22 protein-coding genes are annotated in these 19,616 nt (G+C 51.7%); 2 read left to right on the top strand and 20 right to left on the bottom strand.

What is annotated here, in order from left to right:
• Positions 1-45 precede the first annotated feature (45 nt).
• Both lpdA and ACE5KN_RS11380 read right to left on the bottom strand, forming a co-directional pair.
• Positions 46-1,467, bottom strand: a complete 1,422-nt coding sequence (gene lpdA, locus ACE5KN_RS11385) for a dihydrolipoyl dehydrogenase (RefSeq protein WP_375523514.1) — start codon at positions 1,465-1,467, stop codon at positions 46-48.
• 126 nt (positions 1,468-1,593) lie between these two features.
• Positions 1,594-1,803 (bottom strand): hypothetical protein, encoded by a 210-nt coding sequence (locus tag ACE5KN_RS11380; protein ID WP_375523513.1) that lies wholly within the window; start codon positions 1,801-1,803, stop codon positions 1,594-1,596.
• Positions 1,804-1,979: 176 nt separating this feature from the next.
• On the opposite strand from ACE5KN_RS11380, the gene ACE5KN_RS11375 reads away from it, so the two are divergent.
• Both ACE5KN_RS11375 and ACE5KN_RS11370 read left to right on the top strand, forming a co-directional pair.
• Positions 1,980-2,576 carry a thymidine kinase gene (locus ACE5KN_RS11375; RefSeq protein ID WP_375523512.1) on the top strand — a complete coding sequence of 199 codons (597 nt, stop codon included), beginning with the start codon at positions 1,980-1,982 and terminating at the stop codon, positions 2,574-2,576.
• Positions 2,577-2,684: 108 nt separating this feature from the next.
• Positions 2,685-3,461 (top strand): sporulation protein, encoded by a 777-nt coding sequence (locus ACE5KN_RS11370; protein WP_375523511.1) that lies wholly within the window; start codon positions 2,685-2,687, stop codon positions 3,459-3,461.
• Between the two features lie 213 nt (positions 3,462-3,674).
• Here the strand turns inward: ACE5KN_RS11370 and ACE5KN_RS11365 are convergent, their stop codons facing one another.
• From ACE5KN_RS11365 to accC, 18 genes are all read right to left on the bottom strand, one after another.
• Positions 3,675-3,938, bottom strand: coding sequence for a hypothetical protein (locus ACE5KN_RS11365; RefSeq protein WP_375523510.1), 264 nt, complete (start codon positions 3,936-3,938; stop codon positions 3,675-3,677).
• A gap of 48 nt (positions 3,939-3,986) precedes the next feature.
• On the bottom strand, positions 3,987-4,277 hold the full coding sequence (locus ACE5KN_RS11360; protein ID WP_375523509.1) for a hypothetical protein: 291 nt from the start codon (positions 4,275-4,277) through the stop codon (positions 3,987-3,989).
• A 134-nt stretch (positions 4,278-4,411) separates the two neighbouring features.
• Positions 4,412-5,218: a sporulation transcription factor Spo0A gene (gene spo0A, locus ACE5KN_RS11355; protein WP_375523508.1), complete on the bottom strand. Its 807-nt coding sequence runs from the start codon at positions 5,216-5,218 to the stop codon at positions 4,412-4,414.
• Between the two features lie 249 nt (positions 5,219-5,467).
• Positions 5,468-6,685 carry a SpoIVB peptidase gene (spoIVB, locus tag ACE5KN_RS11350; protein WP_375523507.1) on the bottom strand — a complete coding sequence of 406 codons (1,218 nt, stop codon included), beginning with the start codon at positions 6,683-6,685 and terminating at the stop codon, positions 5,468-5,470.
• A gap of 105 nt (positions 6,686-6,790) precedes the next feature.
• Positions 6,791-8,527 (bottom strand): DNA repair protein RecN, encoded by a 1,737-nt coding sequence (gene recN, locus ACE5KN_RS11345; RefSeq protein WP_375523506.1) that lies wholly within the window; start codon positions 8,525-8,527, stop codon positions 6,791-6,793.
• Positions 8,528-8,561: 34 nt separating this feature from the next.
• On the bottom strand, positions 8,562-9,011 hold the full coding sequence (ahrC, locus tag ACE5KN_RS11340) for a transcriptional regulator AhrC/ArgR (protein WP_355320400.1): 450 nt from the start codon (positions 9,009-9,011) through the stop codon (positions 8,562-8,564).
• Positions 9,012-9,032: 21 nt separating this feature from the next.
• The gene (locus tag ACE5KN_RS11335) at positions 9,033-9,500 is read right to left on the bottom strand and encodes a hypothetical protein (protein ID WP_375523505.1); all 468 of its coding nucleotides are present in this window, start codon (positions 9,498-9,500) and stop codon (positions 9,033-9,035) included.
• Positions 9,501-9,679: 179 nt separating this feature from the next.
• Entirely contained in the window at positions 9,680-10,516 is an 837-nt protein-coding gene (locus ACE5KN_RS11330) for a TlyA family RNA methyltransferase (RefSeq protein WP_375523504.1), read from the bottom strand.
• A 15-nt stretch (positions 10,517-10,531) separates the two neighbouring features.
• Positions 10,532-12,430, bottom strand: coding sequence for a 1-deoxy-D-xylulose-5-phosphate synthase (dxs, locus tag ACE5KN_RS11325; protein WP_375523753.1), 1,899 nt, complete (start codon positions 12,428-12,430; stop codon positions 10,532-10,534).
• Between the two features lie 128 nt (positions 12,431-12,558).
• On the bottom strand, positions 12,559-13,434 hold the full coding sequence (locus tag ACE5KN_RS11320) for a polyprenyl synthetase family protein (RefSeq protein WP_375523752.1): 876 nt from the start codon (positions 13,432-13,434) through the stop codon (positions 12,559-12,561).
• A 26-nt stretch (positions 13,435-13,460) separates the two neighbouring features.
• Complete coding sequence (xseB, locus tag ACE5KN_RS11315; protein ID WP_375523503.1) at positions 13,461-13,718, bottom strand: exodeoxyribonuclease VII small subunit; 258 nt, start codon at positions 13,716-13,718, stop codon at positions 13,461-13,463.
• Positions 13,708-15,072 (bottom strand): exodeoxyribonuclease VII large subunit, encoded by a 1,365-nt coding sequence (gene xseA / locus ACE5KN_RS11310; protein ID WP_375523502.1) that lies wholly within the window; start codon positions 15,070-15,072, stop codon positions 13,708-13,710. Before xseA ends, xseB begins: the two co-directional genes overlap by 11 nt.
• 12 nt (positions 15,073-15,084) lie before the next feature.
• Positions 15,085-15,942 (bottom strand): bifunctional methylenetetrahydrofolate dehydrogenase/methenyltetrahydrofolate cyclohydrolase FolD, encoded by an 858-nt coding sequence (gene folD, locus ACE5KN_RS11305; protein WP_375523501.1) that lies wholly within the window; start codon positions 15,940-15,942, stop codon positions 15,085-15,087.
• A gap of 44 nt (positions 15,943-15,986) precedes the next feature.
• Entirely contained in the window at positions 15,987-16,439 is a 453-nt protein-coding gene (gene nusB / locus ACE5KN_RS11300) for a transcription antitermination factor NusB (protein ID WP_375523500.1), read from the bottom strand.
• A 413-nt stretch (positions 16,440-16,852) separates the two neighbouring features.
• The gene (locus ACE5KN_RS11295; RefSeq protein WP_375523499.1) at positions 16,853-17,089 is read right to left on the bottom strand and encodes a DUF2273 domain-containing protein; all 237 of its coding nucleotides are present in this window, start codon (positions 17,087-17,089) and stop codon (positions 16,853-16,855) included.
• Positions 17,090-17,101: 12 nt separating this feature from the next.
• Positions 17,102-17,641: an alkaline shock response membrane anchor protein AmaP gene (amaP, locus tag ACE5KN_RS11290; protein ID WP_375523498.1), complete on the bottom strand. Its 540-nt coding sequence runs from the start codon at positions 17,639-17,641 to the stop codon at positions 17,102-17,104.
• Positions 17,642-17,712: 71 nt separating this feature from the next.
• Positions 17,713-18,123, bottom strand: a complete 411-nt coding sequence (locus tag ACE5KN_RS11285) for an Asp23/Gls24 family envelope stress response protein (RefSeq protein ID WP_375523497.1) — start codon at positions 18,121-18,123, stop codon at positions 17,713-17,715.
• Positions 18,124-18,234: 111 nt separating this feature from the next.
• Positions 18,235-19,578, bottom strand: coding sequence for an acetyl-CoA carboxylase biotin carboxylase subunit (accC, locus tag ACE5KN_RS11280; protein WP_375523496.1), 1,344 nt, complete (start codon positions 19,576-19,578; stop codon positions 18,235-18,237).
• Positions 19,579-19,616 lie beyond the last annotated feature (38 nt).

Genomic DNA, 19,616 nt, shown 5'->3' with positions numbered 1-19,616 from the left:
CTTAACCTTATTAAAACACTTTCACACCGAAAAGGAAAGCGCGCCTTATATCCCAATCGCTTTCCCGTTCACCGCCAGCATCGCTTCGCCCAAAATTTCAGACAGCGTCGGGTGCGGATAAGCAAGCTGGCCTACTTCCCATGGGGTAGCGTCCAGCAGCTGTGCCAGTGCCGCCTCACTGATCAGGTCGGTAACATGCGTGCCGATCATATGAACGCCGAGAATATCATTGGTCTTCCCGTCCGCAATCACCTTCACAAAACCGTCCCTGCTGCCATACACGAGCGATTTGCCGATCGCCTGAAAAGGAAACTTGCCTATTTTCACCTCGTGCCCTTGTGTTCTCGCCTCCTGCTCGGTCAGGCCGACGCTGGCTGCTTCCGGTCTTGTATAAATGCAGCGCGGGATCTGGTGAGAAGGTATCATATGAACTTCCTCGCCGCAAATATGGTTTACAGCTGCTAGCCCTTCATGGCTGGCGGCATGTGCAAGCTGAACGCCGCCGATGCAGTCGCCGATGGCATAGATATGAGGCTCAGCCGTCTGATAATGAGCGTTAACTGCTATTACCCCGTTTTCAATCCGGATATCCGTATTTTCCAGTCCGATATTTTCCACATTAGCCTGTCTGCCCACAGACAAGAGCAGCTGTGATGCGGTGAGCGTGCTTGTTTCATCACCCCGGCGCACCTCAATTTGAATTCCCTCTTCATCCTTGCCGAGGCTCTCCGGCAGCACCTGGGAGCTGGTCAGGACCTTAACACCTCTTTTCGTCAGCAGCCTCTGCATCTCGCGGGAAATCTCCTCATCCTCAAGCGGAATCAGCCTGTCTGCTGTCTCTACCACGGTCACTTCCACACCGAAGTCGTTCAGCATGGAAGCCCACTCCACACCAATGACACCGCCGCCGACAATGATGATTGAAGCAGGAAGCTTGTCCAGCTGAAGAGCCTCGTCACTCGTCAAAATAAACCTGCCGTCAGGCTGAAGCCCCGGAATATGTCGCGGCCGCGACCCTGTCGCAATAATCAGATGCGCAGGCACGACTGTCTCCATTTCCCCATTCTCCAGCTCGACGGCGACTGCGCCGCTTTTTGGCGAGAATATGGACGGTCCAATAACTCTCCCTGTGCCGTGCAAAACCTTGATTTTATTTTTGCGCATCAAATACTGAACACCCTGATGAAGCTGCTCCACGACCTGCTCCTTGCGTTCCTGCACCTTTGGAAACAGCAGCTTGGCCCCGGACGTCTCAACACCGTAGGATTCGCTTTCCTTGACAGTTGCATACACTTCCGCGCTTCTAAGCAGTGATTTGCTGGGAATGCAGCCGCGATGCAAACAGGTGCCCCCCAATTTATCACGCTCAATGATGACTACATCCTTGCCCAGCTGGGCAGCCCGGATCGCGGCCACATAACCTCCCGTTCCTCCGCCCAGTATCGCTATATCACATGTGATTGCCATATTAACCTCCACTATTGCTGCATGATTATTTAAAGTCTATTTTACTCTCTTTGAACGGCATTACAAATAAGCCGGCAGCCTCGGCTGAACCCGGCCTGTTCTTAATCAGGCGCCCGATCTGGCAGCTTATTCGTAAAGCGCATCTTTCAGCTTGCTGGACATGCGCGGTGCTTTTGATGAGCTGCGAAGCGACCGGCGAAGCGCCGTATTCCGCTGCTCCAGCATATCAACCTGTTCCAGCATGTCATTCACCAGCGCCTCCGCCTCAGAGCTCAGCAGACCGAGACGTGCCAATTCAGCCTTTCTCTGCTTGAAGCGAGAGTTGACATCATCCATCCGGATTCCTCTTTTCTTCTATGTAATCCCGTCTTTCTACAGTAGCAGACTTGACGGCTTCGAGCAATGAAGCGGCTGCGTATCCTGTCAAAATTCAAGCATTTGTCTCTGGCCTGTCTCCCTTAACATATGGTAATCTATAGTGGCGTTTTCTTTAAAGAAAGAGGGGAATTGCTTTGTCTACAGGGCGTATTACTGTAATTACAGGTCCTATGTTCAGCGAAAAATCGGGGGAGCTCATCCGCCGCTGTCAAAAATTAATGAAATACGGCCGCCGCAAGGTGGTCGCCTACAAACCTGCTGAGGACAATCGTTTTGCCAAGGATGAGATCGTCAGCCGCATCGGATACCGCCTTCCTGCTATTTCCATACCGCGCAAGCTGACGGAAGAGACTGTGGCCAAAATTTTGGAACAGACCCGTGACGCGGACGTTGTCGCTTTTGATGAGGTGCAATTTTTTAACCGTCCGATCATGAACCTTGTTCAGGAGCTCGCTTATTGCGGAAAGCATGTCATTGTCGACGGCTTGAATATGGATTACCGTGGAGAGGAATTCGGATATATCGGAGGACTGCTGGCCATGGCAGACGATATCGAAAAGCTGAGCGCTTTCTGCGCCGTTTGCGGCAGTGCCGAAGGCAACTTCACGCAGAGAATCATCAACGGCGAGCCCGTAAAAGTAGGCCCAATCGTCATGATTGGAGATTCCGAAGCATATGAGCCACGCTGCCGGCGCTGTTTTGTGCCGCCTCACAAAGTGGATTGTGATTAAATATAAAGTTCACCAAAAAATTTTTTTATTTCGTCGTTGTTACAGAAACCTTGTCGCCCCCTTAACGTATACTCCTGTATCATACATATCTTTTAGGGGGTTCTTTCCATGTCTTTTTTTAACAAAATGCTTGCAAGTGTAGGAATTGGGGCTGCGGAAATTGACACTCATCTCGAAAAGGCCTCTTACCATCCAGGCGAGGAAATTCGGGGAATGGTCCATATCCGCGGCGGCAATGTCGAACAAAAGGTAGATCATATTTACATCAAAGTAATGACAGAGTATATCAAAGAGCATGATGACAAAAAGGTCAAGGAGACCTGCACAATAGCCAAATATCATGTGGCTGACCGTTTGCTCGTCCGGCAGGGAGAGAGACTGGAGATCCCGTTCTCCTTCCCGCTTCCGCTGGAAACGCCCATGACACTGTCGCGTCAGCCGGTGTGGATTCAGACGGGCCTTGATATTGATAATGCCATTGATCCAAACGACCGCGACTACATTGAGGTGACTCCGCATCCTTACGCCACCGTTGTATTACAGGCTGCCCAGGAGCTTGGATTCAGATTCAAGGAGGCCACCTGTGAATATCATCCACGCCTTGGACGTGGCGTTCCGTTTGTGCAGGAAATCGAATTTTACCCGGGACGGGAATTTTCCAGCAGGGTGGAGGAACTCGAATTTATTTTCAACCTTGAACGTGACGGCATTCATGTGCTGGTTGAGGTTGATCGCCGCGGCAGAGGCTTCTCCGGCTGGCTTGAACGGTCGTTTGACATGGATGAGCGCACGGCATGGCTCAGTCTGAGCAGGTCGGATTTGCAAAGAGGAAACAGATATGTAGCAGACGTGCTTGGAGACTTGATCTACAGACAGGCTCGTTAATATATTTTAACCCCGCCATCTTGGATGGTGGGGTTATTTTTGCCAGAAAAACTACTGCTAAATACGGTCTGGCTTCTGAGAAGTACGTCGATAAACGTTTTTCTTAAGATTTCAGAAAGATAAACTCCTTGGTATAAGCTTCCTGAAATCGCAAGAAAAACTACTGCTGAACGCGGTCTGGCTTCTGTGAATGTATGTCGATAAACGTTTTTCTTATGCTTTAATGGCTGTCAATGCCTGCAGAGCTGTCTGCTCATCCTCGGGCCGTACATAAATTTCGTATTGAGTCGTGGAAGAGGGGACCGGGTATGCTCCGTCTCTTCTGGAATTGTTGGCGCGAATAAACCGGGTATAATGCCGAATGCCTCTGCTTATGAGAACAGATTTAGCCTTCATGTAATCCTCTTCGATAAAGGAAGTATAGATTAGCACATTGCGGGCTAACAGCCTGCTGAACCAATGTTTAAGCCTTGACACAACAAAAGCTCCTTTCCATGCATGCGTAATCCAACCGGCTGCATGAAACTACAGCGGCAGCATATCCCTGCGTTCCGCTTTCGGTTTGCAGTGCCTGCAGACGCCCTTTATCACTCCATTGTCACCTGCGTAGAAGGTCAACAGCTCTTCTTTGCCGCAAAAGCTGCATTTCTGCACAGAAGGTTTGCCCTTGCCTCTTTTACGCCGGAAAGGAACTACATTATCTCCCTTAGAACTGGAAATCTGCATTTTTTTGCTGCGCCCTTTATTCAAGCGTAATATGGTGAATAAGATAATTCCGGCGACTGCGGTTCCGGCAACAATCCACAGATACAGCATATGCAATCCCCTCCTGCCTTTATGATGCATGTCAGCTATTGCAACAGCATGCCGGAATGAACGAACCCAATAAATCGTTGATTTATTGGGCCGGCTTCCGGGCATATGATTGGTGTGACTTTGATTGGTGTGGCTTACGATACTTTATGCTCGATCCGCAGCTTGTCGGCGACCATCGCGATGAATTCGCTGTTTGTAGGTTTCGACTTGCTGATGTTGATCGTATAACCAAACAGGTGGCTGATGCTGTCAATATTGCCGCGGGTCCATGCGACTTCAATCGCATGACGGATAGCGCGTTCGACGCGTGATGGCGTTGTTTTAAATTTCTCCGCAATCGCCGGATACAGCGTTTTGGTGATAGCCCCCAATATTTCGATATTATTGTACACCATGGTGATTGCCTCGCGCAGGTATTGATAGCCTTTGATATGCGCCGGCACACCGATTTCATGAATGATGGATGTTATGCTGGCATCCAGATTTTTGACTTTCCCCATTGGAACGACATTCGATTTGGTCATGGACATTCCGATCGCCGAACTGCTGCTGACTGTCTGCACACCAACCAACTGACGCACGCGGTTAGCCAGCACCTCCATATCGAACGGCTTCAAAATATAGTAGGAGGCTCCAAGCTGCACAGCCCGTTGTGTAATGTTTTCCTGCCCGAAGGCCGTGAGCATAATAATTTTCGGTTGTGTCGGCAAATTCATTTCGCGAAGCCGCTCAAGCACGCCCAAACCGTCAAGATGAGGCATAATGATGTCCAGGATCAATACATCGGGGATTTTGTGGGAATCAGAAATACGCTGGAGTACTTCTTCACCGTTGTAAGCGATTCCGGTAACTTCCATATCCTCCTGGTCCGATATATATTCAGCGAGCAAGTTTGTAAATTCACGGTTATCATCTGCCAAAAGCACTTCAATTTTTTGCAATGGACTTCCTCCTTTAATGGGCTGCATAGAATTTTTTTTGATTTGGCAATTTCTTCTCTCGGAAGTATATAATTTCGACACATCGAATTCAATTCCTTCTGTCGAAAAATATTTTTATTTATTTTTTTTATGCTTTCCGATATAATTTAAGTTTTTTGCACTTTTTCAACTTTATTAGCTATAATTCTTCATATTGTTCCATAAAACGACACGTCCATATTACAGGAAAACAAAAAAATCTTAAGGCCGTTAACCGGCCTTAAGATCGGAAGCATTGCCCTGTTTATGTTGAATAATCCCAGCATCCTTGAGCATCCATTCAATGAAGCATCCGTACCCCGATTGCGGGTCGTTCACAAAGACATGTGTGACAGCTCCGACGAGCTTGCCGTTCTGGATGATTGGGCTGCCGCTCATCCCTTGAACAATGCCCCCGGTTTTCTCAATAAGGCGGGGATCCACAATGCGGATGACAAGCCCCTTTGTTGCTGGAACGCTTTGATGGGATACATGCAGAATACGTGCTTTAAAACGCTTGACGGATTGACCGTCAACCACGGTTAATATTTCTGCAGGTCCCTCTTTGACTTCTTCAGCCGATGCTACCGGAATTGGCTTTGAATAAACGCTGTGTTCGGGAAGATCGGTCATTTTGCCGAAAATTCCAAATTTCGTATTGCTTTCGATACTGCCTAAAACTTTATGGTTTTTTGTAAACTGGGCACGCTTCTCTCCCGGTTCGCCATTTTGGCTCTTGGAGATGGAGGTGACGTTGGATTGGACAATATGCCCACTGCCAACGACAATGGGGGTTTGAGTATTCATGTCCGTGATGACGTGGCCAAGCGCGCCGTATACGCCATGCTGAGGAGCATAAAAGGTCAGTGTTCCAACCCCTGCCGCTGAATCACGGATATACAAACCAAGCCTCCACGCCTTATCCTCGCGGTCATATGCCGGAGTCAGTTTCGTATGAATGGTCTGCTTTCCCCGCTTGAGCGTGATCTCGAGCGGCTTTCCTTCTTTGCCTGCACGTTCTACAGCTTCCGTGACAAGTGACAAATTATCGGGAACAAGGCCGTTAATATGAGTGATGCGGTCTCCCAGCCTGATTCCTGCAGTCTCTCCGGGCGACAAACGGGTCTCCCCATCCTGCACCACAAGGTGGTGACCCACGACAAGGATCCCCGCTGATTTTACCTTTACGCCAATGGTTTGGCCGCCGGGAATGACTTGAATTTCCTGAACAGGATGAACCTCAGACCGGTTGGCAAGCAGAGAAGAAAAAACCGGGCTTCGCTGAACCAGCTTATTCAGCTGCAAAATTGAGCCCTTATAATGGCTGAGGGAGTCACCATGACTCTCCGGCTGTGCTTCCGCGTGCCGGACGAACATAAAAACACTTCCTAGACAAAGAAAGAAGACAAGCAAAAGTCCGGGCAGTTTGTTCCTGGAGTTCACTTTCAATGGCTGTCACGCTCCCTTTGCTTCTTTCGCTTGACGAGTAAAGGTCGTCGCCAATTGCGTACCTATAAGGTAACCTTGCCCCCAGGCTTTTATTACTGTCAATCATTACTCTATCCGCTGTTCTTCCCTTTTCTGCGCTTTTGCCAAATTCAGCATTTCCTGTGCATGATGCAGCGTTTTCTCCGTAATTTCCACGCCGCCCAGCATTCTGGCCAGTTCCTTCACCCTTCCCTCATCCGACAATTCCTCAACCTGTGTCATGGTGCGGCCATCATGCACGGTTTTCTCGATGAGATACTGGCTGTCAGCCATGCAGGCCACCTGCGGAAGGTGGGTAATGGAAAATACCTGGCAGACAGAGGACAGCCTGTACAGCTTCTCGGCTATGGACTGCGCCGCTCGTCCGCTGACCCCGGTATCCACTTCATCAAAAATGAGCACCGGAATCTGATCATGGCGGGCAAAGATGCTTTTGAGCGCCAGCATCACACGGGACATTTCGCCTCCCGATGCGATTCTGCCCAGCGGCCGGAGCGGTTCGCCCGGGTTGGCTGAAATTAAAAATTCCGCATTATCAATGCCCTGCTTGGTCGGCCGGACTTTGCGCCCGTTCCATTCGTAGCCGCGCGGATCTTCCAGCGGATCGATACGCACACGCAGAGAGGTCCGTCCCATCTGCAAATCCTTGAGCTCCCTTTCCACCTGTACGGCCAGATCCTCTGCACATTGCTTCCGTGCGGCAGACAGCTCATCGGCTGCTGCAAGCAGCCTGGCAAGCAGCTTGTCACGCTGTGCGGTAAGCTTCTCCAGACGCTCATCCTTGTTTTCCAGCTTATCCGTTTCATGCTCAATTTTTTTGTAATACTCCAGGATTTGCTCAACACTGTCTCCGTATTTACGGCGCAGACCTGCAATCAGGGCGAGTCGCTGCTCGACCTCCTGAAGCCGTTCCGGATTAAATTCAATCTGCTCCCTGTAGGAGCGAAGCTGAAAAGCAGCGTCCTCCAGCTGGTAATACGCGGACTGAATCTGTTCCGTAATAGGCTGCAGCTGCTTGCTGTCATAGTGGGAGATGTCCTCCAGCATGGCGGCGGCGCTGCTTACGGCATCCAGTCCATGCTGGCTTTGCAGCAGTTCATATGCCCCGGCAACAGCATCCATCATTTTCTCGCTGTGGGATAGTTTGACCCGTTCTTCCGTCAATAATTCATCCTCGCCAGACTGCAATCTTGCGGAGGCGATCTCCTCCAGCTGAAAGCGGTACATATCAAGCATTTGATACGATTTCTGGCTTGATTCCTGCAGTTCTCTCAGTTCCTTCTCGGCTTTGACAAAAGCGCTGTATTTTTCGCGGTAGCGGGATTTTACAGGTCCGATGATGCCGTCGCCGTATGTATCCAGCAGCGCCAGATGCCGGTCGGTCCGCAGCAGGTTTTGCGGTTCATGCTGTCCATGGATGTTGACAATATGCTCGCCGACTTCACGCAGCATGCTTAAATTGACAAGCTGACCGTTAATCCTTGAGGTGCTCTTGCCGGTCGAGGCAAGCTCTCTGCGGATCAGCAGGTGCTCATCCGCATTTCCCTGAATGCCCAGCCTGGCAAGCACCTCCCACACCGGGTGTTCGGCGGGAAGCTCGAAGAGAGCTTCCATTTCGGCTTTGTCGCAGCCATAACGCACCAGATCCGCTGCTCCTCTGCCCCCCGAGATCAGTACAAGAGCATCGATGATAATGGATTTCCCTGCCCCTGTTTCCCCTGTCAGCACATGAAAGCCCTGGTGGAAATGAACATCCACCGATTCAACCACTGCCAGATTTCTTATCGATAATGAAACAAGCACTGCTGCTACACCTCCAACATCATACGGTAATTCATCAGGATATATAGGACATGATCTGTTTTACAACGTCCGTGCTGTTCTCATGGGTGCGGCAAATGATCAGGATCGTGTCGTCACCGCTGATCGTGCCCATGATCTCCGGCCATTCGATGCTGTCAAGCAGAGCTGCAATGGAGTTCGCAGTCCCTGGCAGACATTTCATCACGATCAGATTGCCGGTGCTGTCGATTTGCAAAAAATTATCCACCAGCGCCCGCTTTAATTTGTGAACCGGATTATAGCGCTGGTCGCTCGGGAGCGAATATTTATATCTTCCGTCATCCATGGGCACCTTAATTAGGAGCAGCTCCTTAATGTCCCTGGATACGGTGGCCTGCGTCACCTGAAAGCCCGCTTCACGCAGCGCCTCAACCAGCTCGTCCTGTGTTTCTATATCTTGATGTGTAATAATCTCCCTGATTTTGATATGCCTTTGACCCTTCATAAAGTCCTCCTTGTAAATTGGTTAATCATGGTTCCACTCATCTGCATTCAGCTCGATCCGGCGAACGGTTCCCTCTTCCGTGTCCACATAGAGAATCCCCGCCACTTCGGGGTAAAGCAGCAGCAGAGGCAAAAATTTGTCCCTGATTTCCGAGCCGCTCCACTCTATCGGCTTGCGGCGCCGCGAGGTTTTGACAATATAGACGCCTTCATCCCGCTCTGCTATGTAATCAATGTATAAACCGCTGTTTATACTTTCCCCATTAACGTCAAATGAAAGAGGAACGCGAAGCCGCCCCCCGATAACTTCGTAGCCATTCTCCTCCAGTATGGCCGAGGCGGGCCCTTCTTCGATCTCCTCATTCAGTTTTATGGCATAAAGCCTGGGATGCTCCGGCTTGCGCAGCCAGGAACGGAACGCGTATAATGCCCAAATGGCCAGAACGGCACAAATCGCCGTAACCAAAAACGTATCATACCGTGAGTCCATCCAGATCCCGCCTTTATTGTTCTGACGTTCAGTTTGTTATTTCGTGATCGTTCCCGAAAACTCCTTTACCCTTCTTTCAATATTATAGGCGAACGTGAGTTCGTTAATCAATCTTTGCTCTTATTTTCGAAAAAAAAGGTTCCCACAGTTCTTGTGAAGAACTCATGAGAACCTCTTGCCTATTTGCCGCCAAATGTCTGCCCCGCCTCTGCAACGATACGGTCAATGAGCTGATCAAGGTTTAGCTCCGTCCCCTCATCAGGCAAAGCCGGGTCGTTCAGCCGCAGGTGGGCCAGAAATTCAATATTGCCCTCGCCACCTGTGATCGGAGAAAAGGTCAGTGCCCTCAGAGAAAGTCCAAGCTCCCTGGCAAAAGTAAGCACCGTATGCAGCACCTCTTTATGTGTCGCGGATTCCCTGACAACTCCTGATTTGCCGACTTTCTCCCGCCCTGCTTCAAACTGCGGCTTGATGAGAGCCGCAATGTCTGCCGGGCGTTTGAGCAATTCAACCAACGGAGGCAGGATGATGCGCAGCGATATGAACGACACGTCAATGCTTGCAAAATCAGGCGCCGGGCCTTTTAAATCCTCCGGGGTCATATAACGGAAATTCGTGCGTTCCATCACACAGACTCTTTCATCATTGCGGAGCGACCAATCGAGCTGATTGTAGCCGACATCTATCGCATATACATAGGCTGCCCCATGCTGCAGCGCACAGTCCGTAAACCCCCCGGTAGAGGAGCCGATATCAAGCATCGTGCGCCCCTGCATATCCAGGCCAAATTCCCGTATTGCCTTCTCCAGCTTCAGCCCTCCGCGGCTGACATAGGGATGCACAGAGCCCTTTACCTTCAGCTCGCTGCTGCGGGAAACCTTCATTCCCGCTTTTTCAATGCGCTCACCGTCCGCGAACACCAGACCGGCCATAATGGCTGCTTTGGCCTTCTCCCGGCTTTCGTAAAATCCCTGCTCAACGAGCAATACATCTATTCTTTCTTTCGGGTCAGACATGTTGTTCTCCTATCTCTATACGGACCGGCCATAGCCGAAAGTAGGTTGTGCAGCCATTTTGCGCAGTTCCGCAATAACCGCCTCGGCCGTTAAGCCGACCTGAGCTCGCTGCTCCTTAATGGAGCCATGCTCCACAAAAATATCGGGAATGCCCATCAAATGGACATGCATATCATGTACGCCTTCACGGGCATAAAATTCAAGCACAGCACTGCCAAGGCTGCCCGCCTCGGACGCTTCCTCCAGCACAATCAGCTTCATCCGCTGCTGGGCGAGCTCGCGCAGCATTTCCTCATCCAGCGGCTTGAGGAAGCGGGCATTGATGACTCCTACCTGAAATCCCTCACGCTTCATCGTGTCAGCAGCTTCACCGGCTACCTGCAGCATCGGGCCGCAAGAGATGACTGCATACTGCTCACCCTTTCGCAAATACTCCCACTTGCCGATCGGAATGGCGTGCAGTTCCTCATCGAGCGGAACTCCCGGTACATTGACCCGCGGATAGCGGTAAGCAATCGGTCCGTCGTTATATTCAAGCGCCGTTTTCATCATATGGCGCAGCTCATTTTCATCCTTGGGCATCATCATGACCAGATTAGGGATATGTCTCATAAAGGCAACATCAAACACACCATGATGAGTCTCACCGTCAGCACCGACAAACCCGGCACGGTCGATGGCAAACATTACGTTGGCGTTATGGCGGCAAATATCGTGTACAATCTGGTCATAGGCGCGCTGCATGAAAGTGGAATAGACAGCATAGACCGGCTTCATCCCTTCCATGGCTAAAGCAGCACACAGCGTGGCCGCATGCTGCTCTGCGATACCCACATCGATCATCCGGTCCGGAAACACCTTGCTGAATGGTATCAGTCCGGAACCGCCCGGCATGGCCGGGGTGACCGCCACGATCCGCTCGTCCTCGCGGGCCAGCTCGATCAGGGTCTGCCCGAATACTTCCGTATACATCGGGTTGCCTACGGCCTTCAACACCTGGCCGGATTCCATTTTATAGGGAGAAATGCCGTGCCATTTATAGGAATCTGCCTCTGCCGGCTTGTAGCCCTTGCCCTTCGTGGTAATCACATGCACCATGACCGGACCACTCACATTATCCGCCTGGTTGAACGTATCAATCAGCTTTGAAAGATCATGACCGTCAACCGGCCCCAAATACGTAAAGCCCAACTCTTCAAACAATACGCCGGGCACCATCATGTATTTCAGGCTGTCCTTCATCCGTCCCGCTGATTTCGCCAGCTTGCCGCCGATGGCGGGAATTTTCTTCAGAATCTGCTCTACCTCATCCTTGGCGCGCAAATAATGGCGGTCTGAACGGATTTTGCTCAAATAATTGTGCATGGCCCCTACATTGGGTGCAATGGACATTTCATTATCGTTCAGGATCACCATCAAATTCTTGCCTTCATGACCGATATGGTTAAGCGCTTCAAAAGCCATTCCACCCGTCAAAGCGCCGTCCCCGATCAGAGCGATGACCTTGTTGTCTTCCCCTTTCAGATCACGTGCGAGCGCCATACCCATGGCCGCCGACAGCGATGTGCTGCTATGGCCGGCTTCCCAGACGTCATGCTCGCTTTCGCTGCGCTTGACGAACCCGCACAGGCCATCCTTCTGGCGCAGCGTGTCGAACCTTTCCATTCTTCCCGTCAATATTTTATGAACATAAGCCTGATGGCCTACATCGAAAATCATTTTATCCTTAGGGCTGTTATAACAATAATGCAGGGCGACCGTGAGCTCAACCACTCCCAGGTTCGATGCCAAGTGCCCCCCTGTTACCGAGAGCTTCTCAATCAGAAATTTACGGATTTCTTCGGACAGAGAAGCCAGCTCATCAACAGATAATGTTTTCAAGTCGCTTGGTTGCTTTATTCGTGGAAGCAGCACGCGAATCTCCCCGCTTTCCTTCAAGTAATAAACAAATGAAGCTGCAAATCTGCCTGAGCTTAATCGTAATAACATTCATTATAACACAGATCGGGTTAGGCAAAAAACAACATGCCTTGTCGGTCAGGTTAGTGATCTCTTTTCATCAGGTAGTCAGCAATTTCCAACAACCGCGTGGCATCGGGAATGGCGGCATCAACAAGCGCCTGCTTGGCGGACTGCGTAAGCCGTTCAACCTCACGCAAGGATGCGTCCATCCCTACAAAATAGGGATAAGTCACCTTCTGCTGCTGCACATCGCTCTGCGTCGCCTTGCCCAGCTTGGCTTCATCGCCGACAAGATCGAGAATATCATCCTGTATCTGAAAGGCCAGGCCCAGATCCCTTCCGAAACGGCGCAGCCCCTCAAGCTGCCCGGCGGACGCTCCCCCGATACGGCCACCGGCGAGCAGTGAGAAAATGATCAGATCGCCTGTTTTATGCAGGTGAATGAACTCCAGTTCCTGCAGCTGCGTAATGCCCTGCTCCCCGGCCATATCCGCCGCCTGGCCGCCAACCATGCCACGGGCCCCGGCCATTTCCGCCAGATCCTCAACAATGCAGAGCAGCCGCTCAGCCGGAACACCGTGCGACCGTCCTGCCTGTACTATGCAGTAAAAGGCGTGTGTCAGCAGCGCGTCCCCCGCCAGTATGGCTGCAGCCTCCCCGTACACCTTATGATTCGTCAGCTTGCCCCGCCGATAATCGTCATTATCCATAGCGGGCAGATCATCATGAATGAGCGAATACGTATGTACGATTTCAACCGCACAAGCGATCGGCAGCGCCGCCGCTCTGCTGCCGCCGAACGCTTCAGCTGCCGCGACAACCAGCAGCGGGCGCAGACGCTTGCCGCCGGCCATCAGCGAGTAGTACATCGAAGACTTTAGCGTCTCCGGAACCTCCCAATGCTCAGGGATGATGCGGGACAACTCCTCCGACACTTCCGCAGTGGTGCTTTCCATATATTCCTTGAAGCCTAACCTGCTGCTCAAGCACGTTCACCGCCGTTTTCTTCAAAATCAGCCCCGAATGGCTTCGTCCGGGTGTCTCCGTCTTCATCCACAATCATTTCAATTTTGCGCTCCACCTGCTCCAGCTTCTGGCTGCACAGCTGTGACAGCTTCATACCGCGCTGAAAAAGATCTATTGCCTGTTCAAGCGGAACATCTCCATGCTCCAGTTGTCCGACGATATCCTCAAGGGCTGCCATCGCTTCTTCAAAAGTCAGCTCTGTCTCATTCGCCATGCTGCTTGTCGACCTCCTTCATTCCCCACACCTGGCAGTCCAGCTGCCCGTCGCTCATTTTTATTTTGATTAAATCCCCGGGCTGAACGTCCCGGAGCGATTTGATAAGCTTGGTCTCCTGTTCGTCGTACACGAGACTGTAACCTCTGGCCATCACCTTCAAGGGGCTGAGCGCATCCAACTGCCGCACCGCAGAGGCGAGCTGCTGCCTGCTGCTCTTGAGCACCCCGCCCGCCGCCGACAGCATCCGGCGCTCTGATTGCTGCAGCTGGCGTCTTGATGCCTGCACCTGCTCCCGTGGATTAAAGCGCTCAAGCGCATGCAGGAGCCGCGCGTTCTGCTCTTTATGCAGACGCGCGCGGCTCGCTGTGGCCCGCTTCAGCCTGTCGCGCAGCATGTCCAGACGCTCGGCATGCTGCAGCAGACGGCGCCTTGGATGGACCAGCACCGGAGAGCGCTGCAGCCTGGCCAGACGCCCCCGTTCGGCAACGACACGCTGCTTTAGCGCGATCCGCAGCCGCCGCTCGCGCTGCCGTACCTGGTCGATAAGCTCTAACAGATGCGGCACCGCCAGCTCGGCGGCAGCGGTCGGTGTGGCGGCCCGCAGATCGGCCGTAAAATCGGCGATTGTAAAGTCCGTCTCATGGCCAACGGCCGAAATAACGGGAATCGCAGATGAATAAATGGCACGGGCTACGATTTCCTCGTTAAAGGCCCACAGCTCCTCCAGCGATCCGCCGCCCCGCCCGACAATGAGCACATCCGCTTCCATCATCTCGTTCAGCTTCGCTATCGCTTTTACAATCGAGGCAGCCGCCCCTTTTCCCTGCACCAGCACAGGGTACAATAACACCCGCGCCTGCGGGTAGCGGCGCTGCAGCGTTGTTATAATATCGCGGACCGCCGCGCCCGTTGGGGAGGTGACCACCCCGATCGTCCGCGGAAACCGCGGCAGCGCGCGTTTGCGCTCCTGAGCAAATAAACCCTCCGCCTCAAGCTTCTGCTTGAGCTGCTCGTATGCCAGATAGAGACTTCCTATCCCGTCCGGCTGCATATGCGTGGCGTAGAATTGATACTGCCCGTCCCGTTCATAGACCGACACGTTGCCGCGCGCGATCACACGCGAGCCCTCCTTCGGTACAAAAGGCAGGCGCTGGTTATGCGATGCGAACATGATCGATTTGATGCGGCTGCTCTCATCTTTCAAGGTGAAATACATATGCCCGCTGGAATGATGCGTGAAATTTGAAATTTCACCGCGGATCCATACATCGGACAGCACCCGGTCGGACTCCAGCTTCATGCGGATATATCTGTTCAATTCCTTGATGGAAAATATTTTTTGCTCCGCCATGGCAGGCCCGCCTTATTTAAAACCGCGAGAGCGTTTGGCTGCGATCAGCGTATTTTTCATCAGCATCGTAATCGTCATCGGCCCGACACCGCCCGGCACAGGCGTAATCGGCCCGGAAACTTCCTGTACGCTAGCAAAATCAACGTCGCCTGCCAGTTTGCCGTTGTCCAAGCGGTTCATGCCGACATCAATGACGACGGCTCCCGGTTTGACATAGCTGGCATCAATGAAATTGGCGCGGCCTATGGCAACGACAAGAATATCCGCTTGTCTGCACAACTCAGCCATATTGCTTGTGCGGGAATGACACATCGTCACGGTTGCGTTTTCACGCTGCAGAAGAAGCGAAACCGGCTTGCCCACAATATTGCTTCGGCCGATGACAACGGCATGCTTGCCCGCCATCTCAAGGCCTGTGCGCTTGATCAGCTCAATCACACCTGCCGGAGTGCACGGCAGCAGGCTGTCGTCCCCGATCACCAGATTGCCCACATTGACCGGATGAAATCCGTCGACATCCTTATGTACGGCAATGGCGTCGATAACCGCCTTTTCCTCAATATGAGCAGGAAGCGGCAGCTGCACAAGAATACCGTGAATGGAGTCCTGACGGTTTAGCCGATCAACCAGCGCAAGCAGTTCCTCCTGTCCGGTATCCGCAGGCAGGCGATGTACTTCGGAATAAAACCCGAGATCATGGCAGGCCTTTTCCTTGTTTCTGACATAAACCTGGGAAGCGGGATCCTCGCCTACAAGAACAACCGCCAGGCCTGGCACCAGGCCCTGCGCTTTCAATTCCTCGACTTCTTTTCTGATATCCGCGCGGATTTCCTGAGAAACTTGTGTACCACTAATCAACGGTGCTGCCATGTTTACACTCTCCCTCAATTCACTTAATAATTAGCTGCTCTATTTTAGACAAAGCGGGATTTCAGCTGCTCCAAATCCTGAATCATGCGTCCGAGGACACCATTAACGAATTTACCGGACTCCTCTGTGCCGAAATGCTTGGACAGCTCAATCGCTTCATTGACGGCCACCTTAGCCGGAATGTCTTCACGGAAGATCATTTCATACGCTGCCAGGCGCAAAATTTGACGGTCCACCCTGGAAAGCCTGCTGACCTGCCAGCCTTTCAAATAGTCGGAAAGCAGGGCATCGATGGCAGAGCGCTGCTCCCAGGTTCCCGCAACCATATCGAGTACATATTGCCGCAGTGCAGCCTCATCTTTTACGACGACCTCAGCCTCATTATCCTCGGCTGCTTCCTGCAGCAGCATGTCCACCGCTTCCTCCGCCTTCACCTCATTCATTTCCATATGGTACATGATTTGTACCGCCAGTTCCCTTGCTAAACGTCTTTTCATGCAGGCCTCCTACACTTGCTCATAATCATCACAGTCAGAATTGCTTTTTATCTTGCCCTAATACCCTTTCAACCAAGCTCCGCTTTGAAAACTTATAGAGGTAGTTCAAAAAGTCATCTTTTGATCACGAAGGAAGTCAGGAAGCGGACTCGACATCGAATCTTGAATTCAGCCGGGCCTTCCGGTGCTCGCGTACCCCAAGTACGCTCCGCTCCTCAGTCCCTAGCTTCATTCAACTCCAGCGTTTTGAAAAAACGCACTTCGGAAGCATAGGCTTTGGTGCTGAAAACCTGACTTTTTGAACACTCACTTTTACATCAGATAATCTAAAAAAACCCGGTGAACGCTGGCTCCAAAAACAACGGGCGTAGACAAGCTGCGGCTCTGGTTTTGGAGAAAGCGTATCACAGGGTTCATTTAAAGGGCCGCTTACGGTTGAAGATCCAGTCCCCGAGCTTCACTAGCGGCTCAAAAACATCGAGCTTGGCATCAAACCTTTTTCCCAGCGTATATCCGATGAACACCAATAATGCAAAGATCAACATATCTACTAAACCTGATACTAAATATACAATACCAAGGCCGATACCACACGCAATCCCTAAAATCCGTCCCTTGTACTCCAACCATATTTCATACCAGGAAGGCATTCGTAACCCCCCTTATTCCACACGGCTCTTAAAAGCCGGGGATGCGGCGACATTCGCAATGTATACCGACACGTTGGACACCGGGATGCCGGTAATTTCCTCCAAATGATCATGAACAGCCTTCTGCATATCGGAGGTCAATCCGGGAATGGACATGTCACCCTCAACCACCGCACGGATGGTAATATCCAGACCCGATTCCGTTACCTTGACGCGTGATTTTAAATCGCTGACCCCACGGAACCTGGAGACCGCTTTGAGACACAGGTTCTCAATCGTCTCCACAGAAATCTGGATGTCCCCATACTCTGTACGCTGATCAATGGTGGTCTGGCTTTGCCGGTCGCGGCGGAAGGAAACGTAAATAAACCGGAGGCTGAGCAGAAACAAAATAATTGCGACCGTCAGCGCTGCCGTCCATAGTTTCCTCTCATCCAAGTTGCCCAACTGAGGCGGGATAACACCGCTCAGAAGGAGGATGGCAATAACGGATGCAATTCCGATACTCAAGCTGTACACAAACAGCAAAAGTCTATCCACAATTTTAGCCACGAACTGCACAGCCTCCTTGAAATTAGAGTAAACCCTCGACCCAAAGGTCGGGGGTTTTACGCAGAAAGATCTTATTTAACGCGGCCTGAAAGATCGCTCTCTTCCGCAGTGCGTTCTGCGTTCTTGAACTGTACGTCATGAATATGGACGTTCACTTCCACCACATTCAGGCCGGTCATGTTCTCAATGGAACGTTTGACGTTATGCTGAATCAGGGAGGCCACCTCTGGCAGGCGATTGCCGTATTCGATAATGACAGATACATCCACAGCCGCCTCGCGCTGGCCTACTTCCACCTTAACACCCTTGGACAGGTTCTTGCGTCCGAGCAGCTCGGCAAAACCGCCTGCAAAACCGCCGCTCATGCCCGCAACCCCTTTGACCTCAACCGTAGCCAGACCGGCAATGACTTCGATGACTTCAGGAGCAATCTGAATTTCACCAATTTCCGTTCTTTCAAATTCCGTTGGCATTGTGCCCATAATTTACACACCTTTCGGTTAGCTAGGATCACCGTAGCCTGCAGACACAGGCGTACTTTTATCCATACTATATCATCTGGAAAACATTATGACAAACACTGCAGCAGGCGCTCAGACTTCGTTTTCCTCAAGGAATTTAATATCAAAATTACCATTGATGAACGTCGGATGCTCCAAAAGCCGCTGATGGAAGGAAATCGTCGTTGGAATGCCTTCAACGGCAAACTCCGAGAGCGCACGCTTCATTTTCGCGATGGCATCTTCACGCGTCTGTCCCCATACGATCAGCTTTGCGATCATGGAATCGTAATAAGGCGGGATGCTGTACCCCGGATAAGCGGCGCTATCCACCCGTACTCCAGGTCCCCCCGGCGGCAGATAAAAACCGATTTTGCCCGGCGCCGGCATAAAGTTGCGGGAAGGGTCCTCCGCATTGATCCGGCATTCGATGGACCAGCCGTTAATGACGACTTCCTCCTGCCTGAATGACAACTCATGGCCCTCGGCTACAGAAATCATCTCTTTGATCAAGTCCACTCCAGTGATCATTTCCGTCACAGGATGCTCTACCTGAATCCGGGTATTCATCTCCATGAAATAAAAGGAATTGTCCGGACTCAGCAAAAATTCAAGCGTTCCCGCCCCGGAGTACTGTACGGCCTTGGCTGCACGCACTGCCGCTTCTCCCATCTGCTGGCGGGTTTCTTCGGACAAAACGGGGCATGGCGCTTCCTCGACAAGCTTCTGCCGCCGGCGCTGCACGGAGCAGTCCCGTTCGCCCAAGTGGACAACGTTGCCGTGTTTGTCCGCAATCACCTGGATTTCAACATGCTTCATACCTGTCAAATACTTCTCAAGATACACGCCAGCGTTGCCAAACGCCTTCTGCGCCTCCTGCTGGGCGGTCGTGATCTGCTGGATGAGCATCTCTTCATTCTCCGCGATTCGGATGCCTTTGCCGCCGCCGCCGGCTGTCGCCTTGATAATGACGGGATAGCCGATATCGCGGGCGATCATAACCGCTTCCTCAAGACTTTCCACCAAACCGTCGGAGCCAGGGATAACCGGTACACCTGCCTCCTTCATGGTCTGCTTAGCAACAGCCTTGTCTCCCATCTTCGTAATCGCCTCGGGAGAAGGCCCGATAAAGGTAATATTGCAGGATGCGCAAATTTCGGCGAAGTCCGCATTCTCGGCCAAAAATCCGTAGCCAGGGTGAATGGCATCACATTCGGTCAGCGTAGCCACGCTCATAATATTCGTGAAGTTCAGATAACTGTCCTTGGACAGCGTTGGTCCGATGCAGTAAGCTTCATCGGCAAGCTTCACATGAAGAGAGTCTTTGTCGGCTTCCGAATAGACCGCCACCGTTGAAATATTCATTTCCCTGCATGCCCGGATGATGCGGACCGCTATTTCTCCGCGGTTGGCGATTAATATTTTATGAAATTTCATGATCATTTATCCTCCTTAGAGAAGCAGCCGTACCAGAC

The sequence above is a fragment of the Paenibacillus terreus genome (assembly GCF_042138595.1).
GTDB classification, from domain to species: domain Bacteria; phylum Bacillota; class Bacilli; order Paenibacillales; family Paenibacillaceae; genus Paenibacillus; species Paenibacillus terreus.
This window is presented reverse-complemented; position numbering and strand designations above follow the sequence as displayed.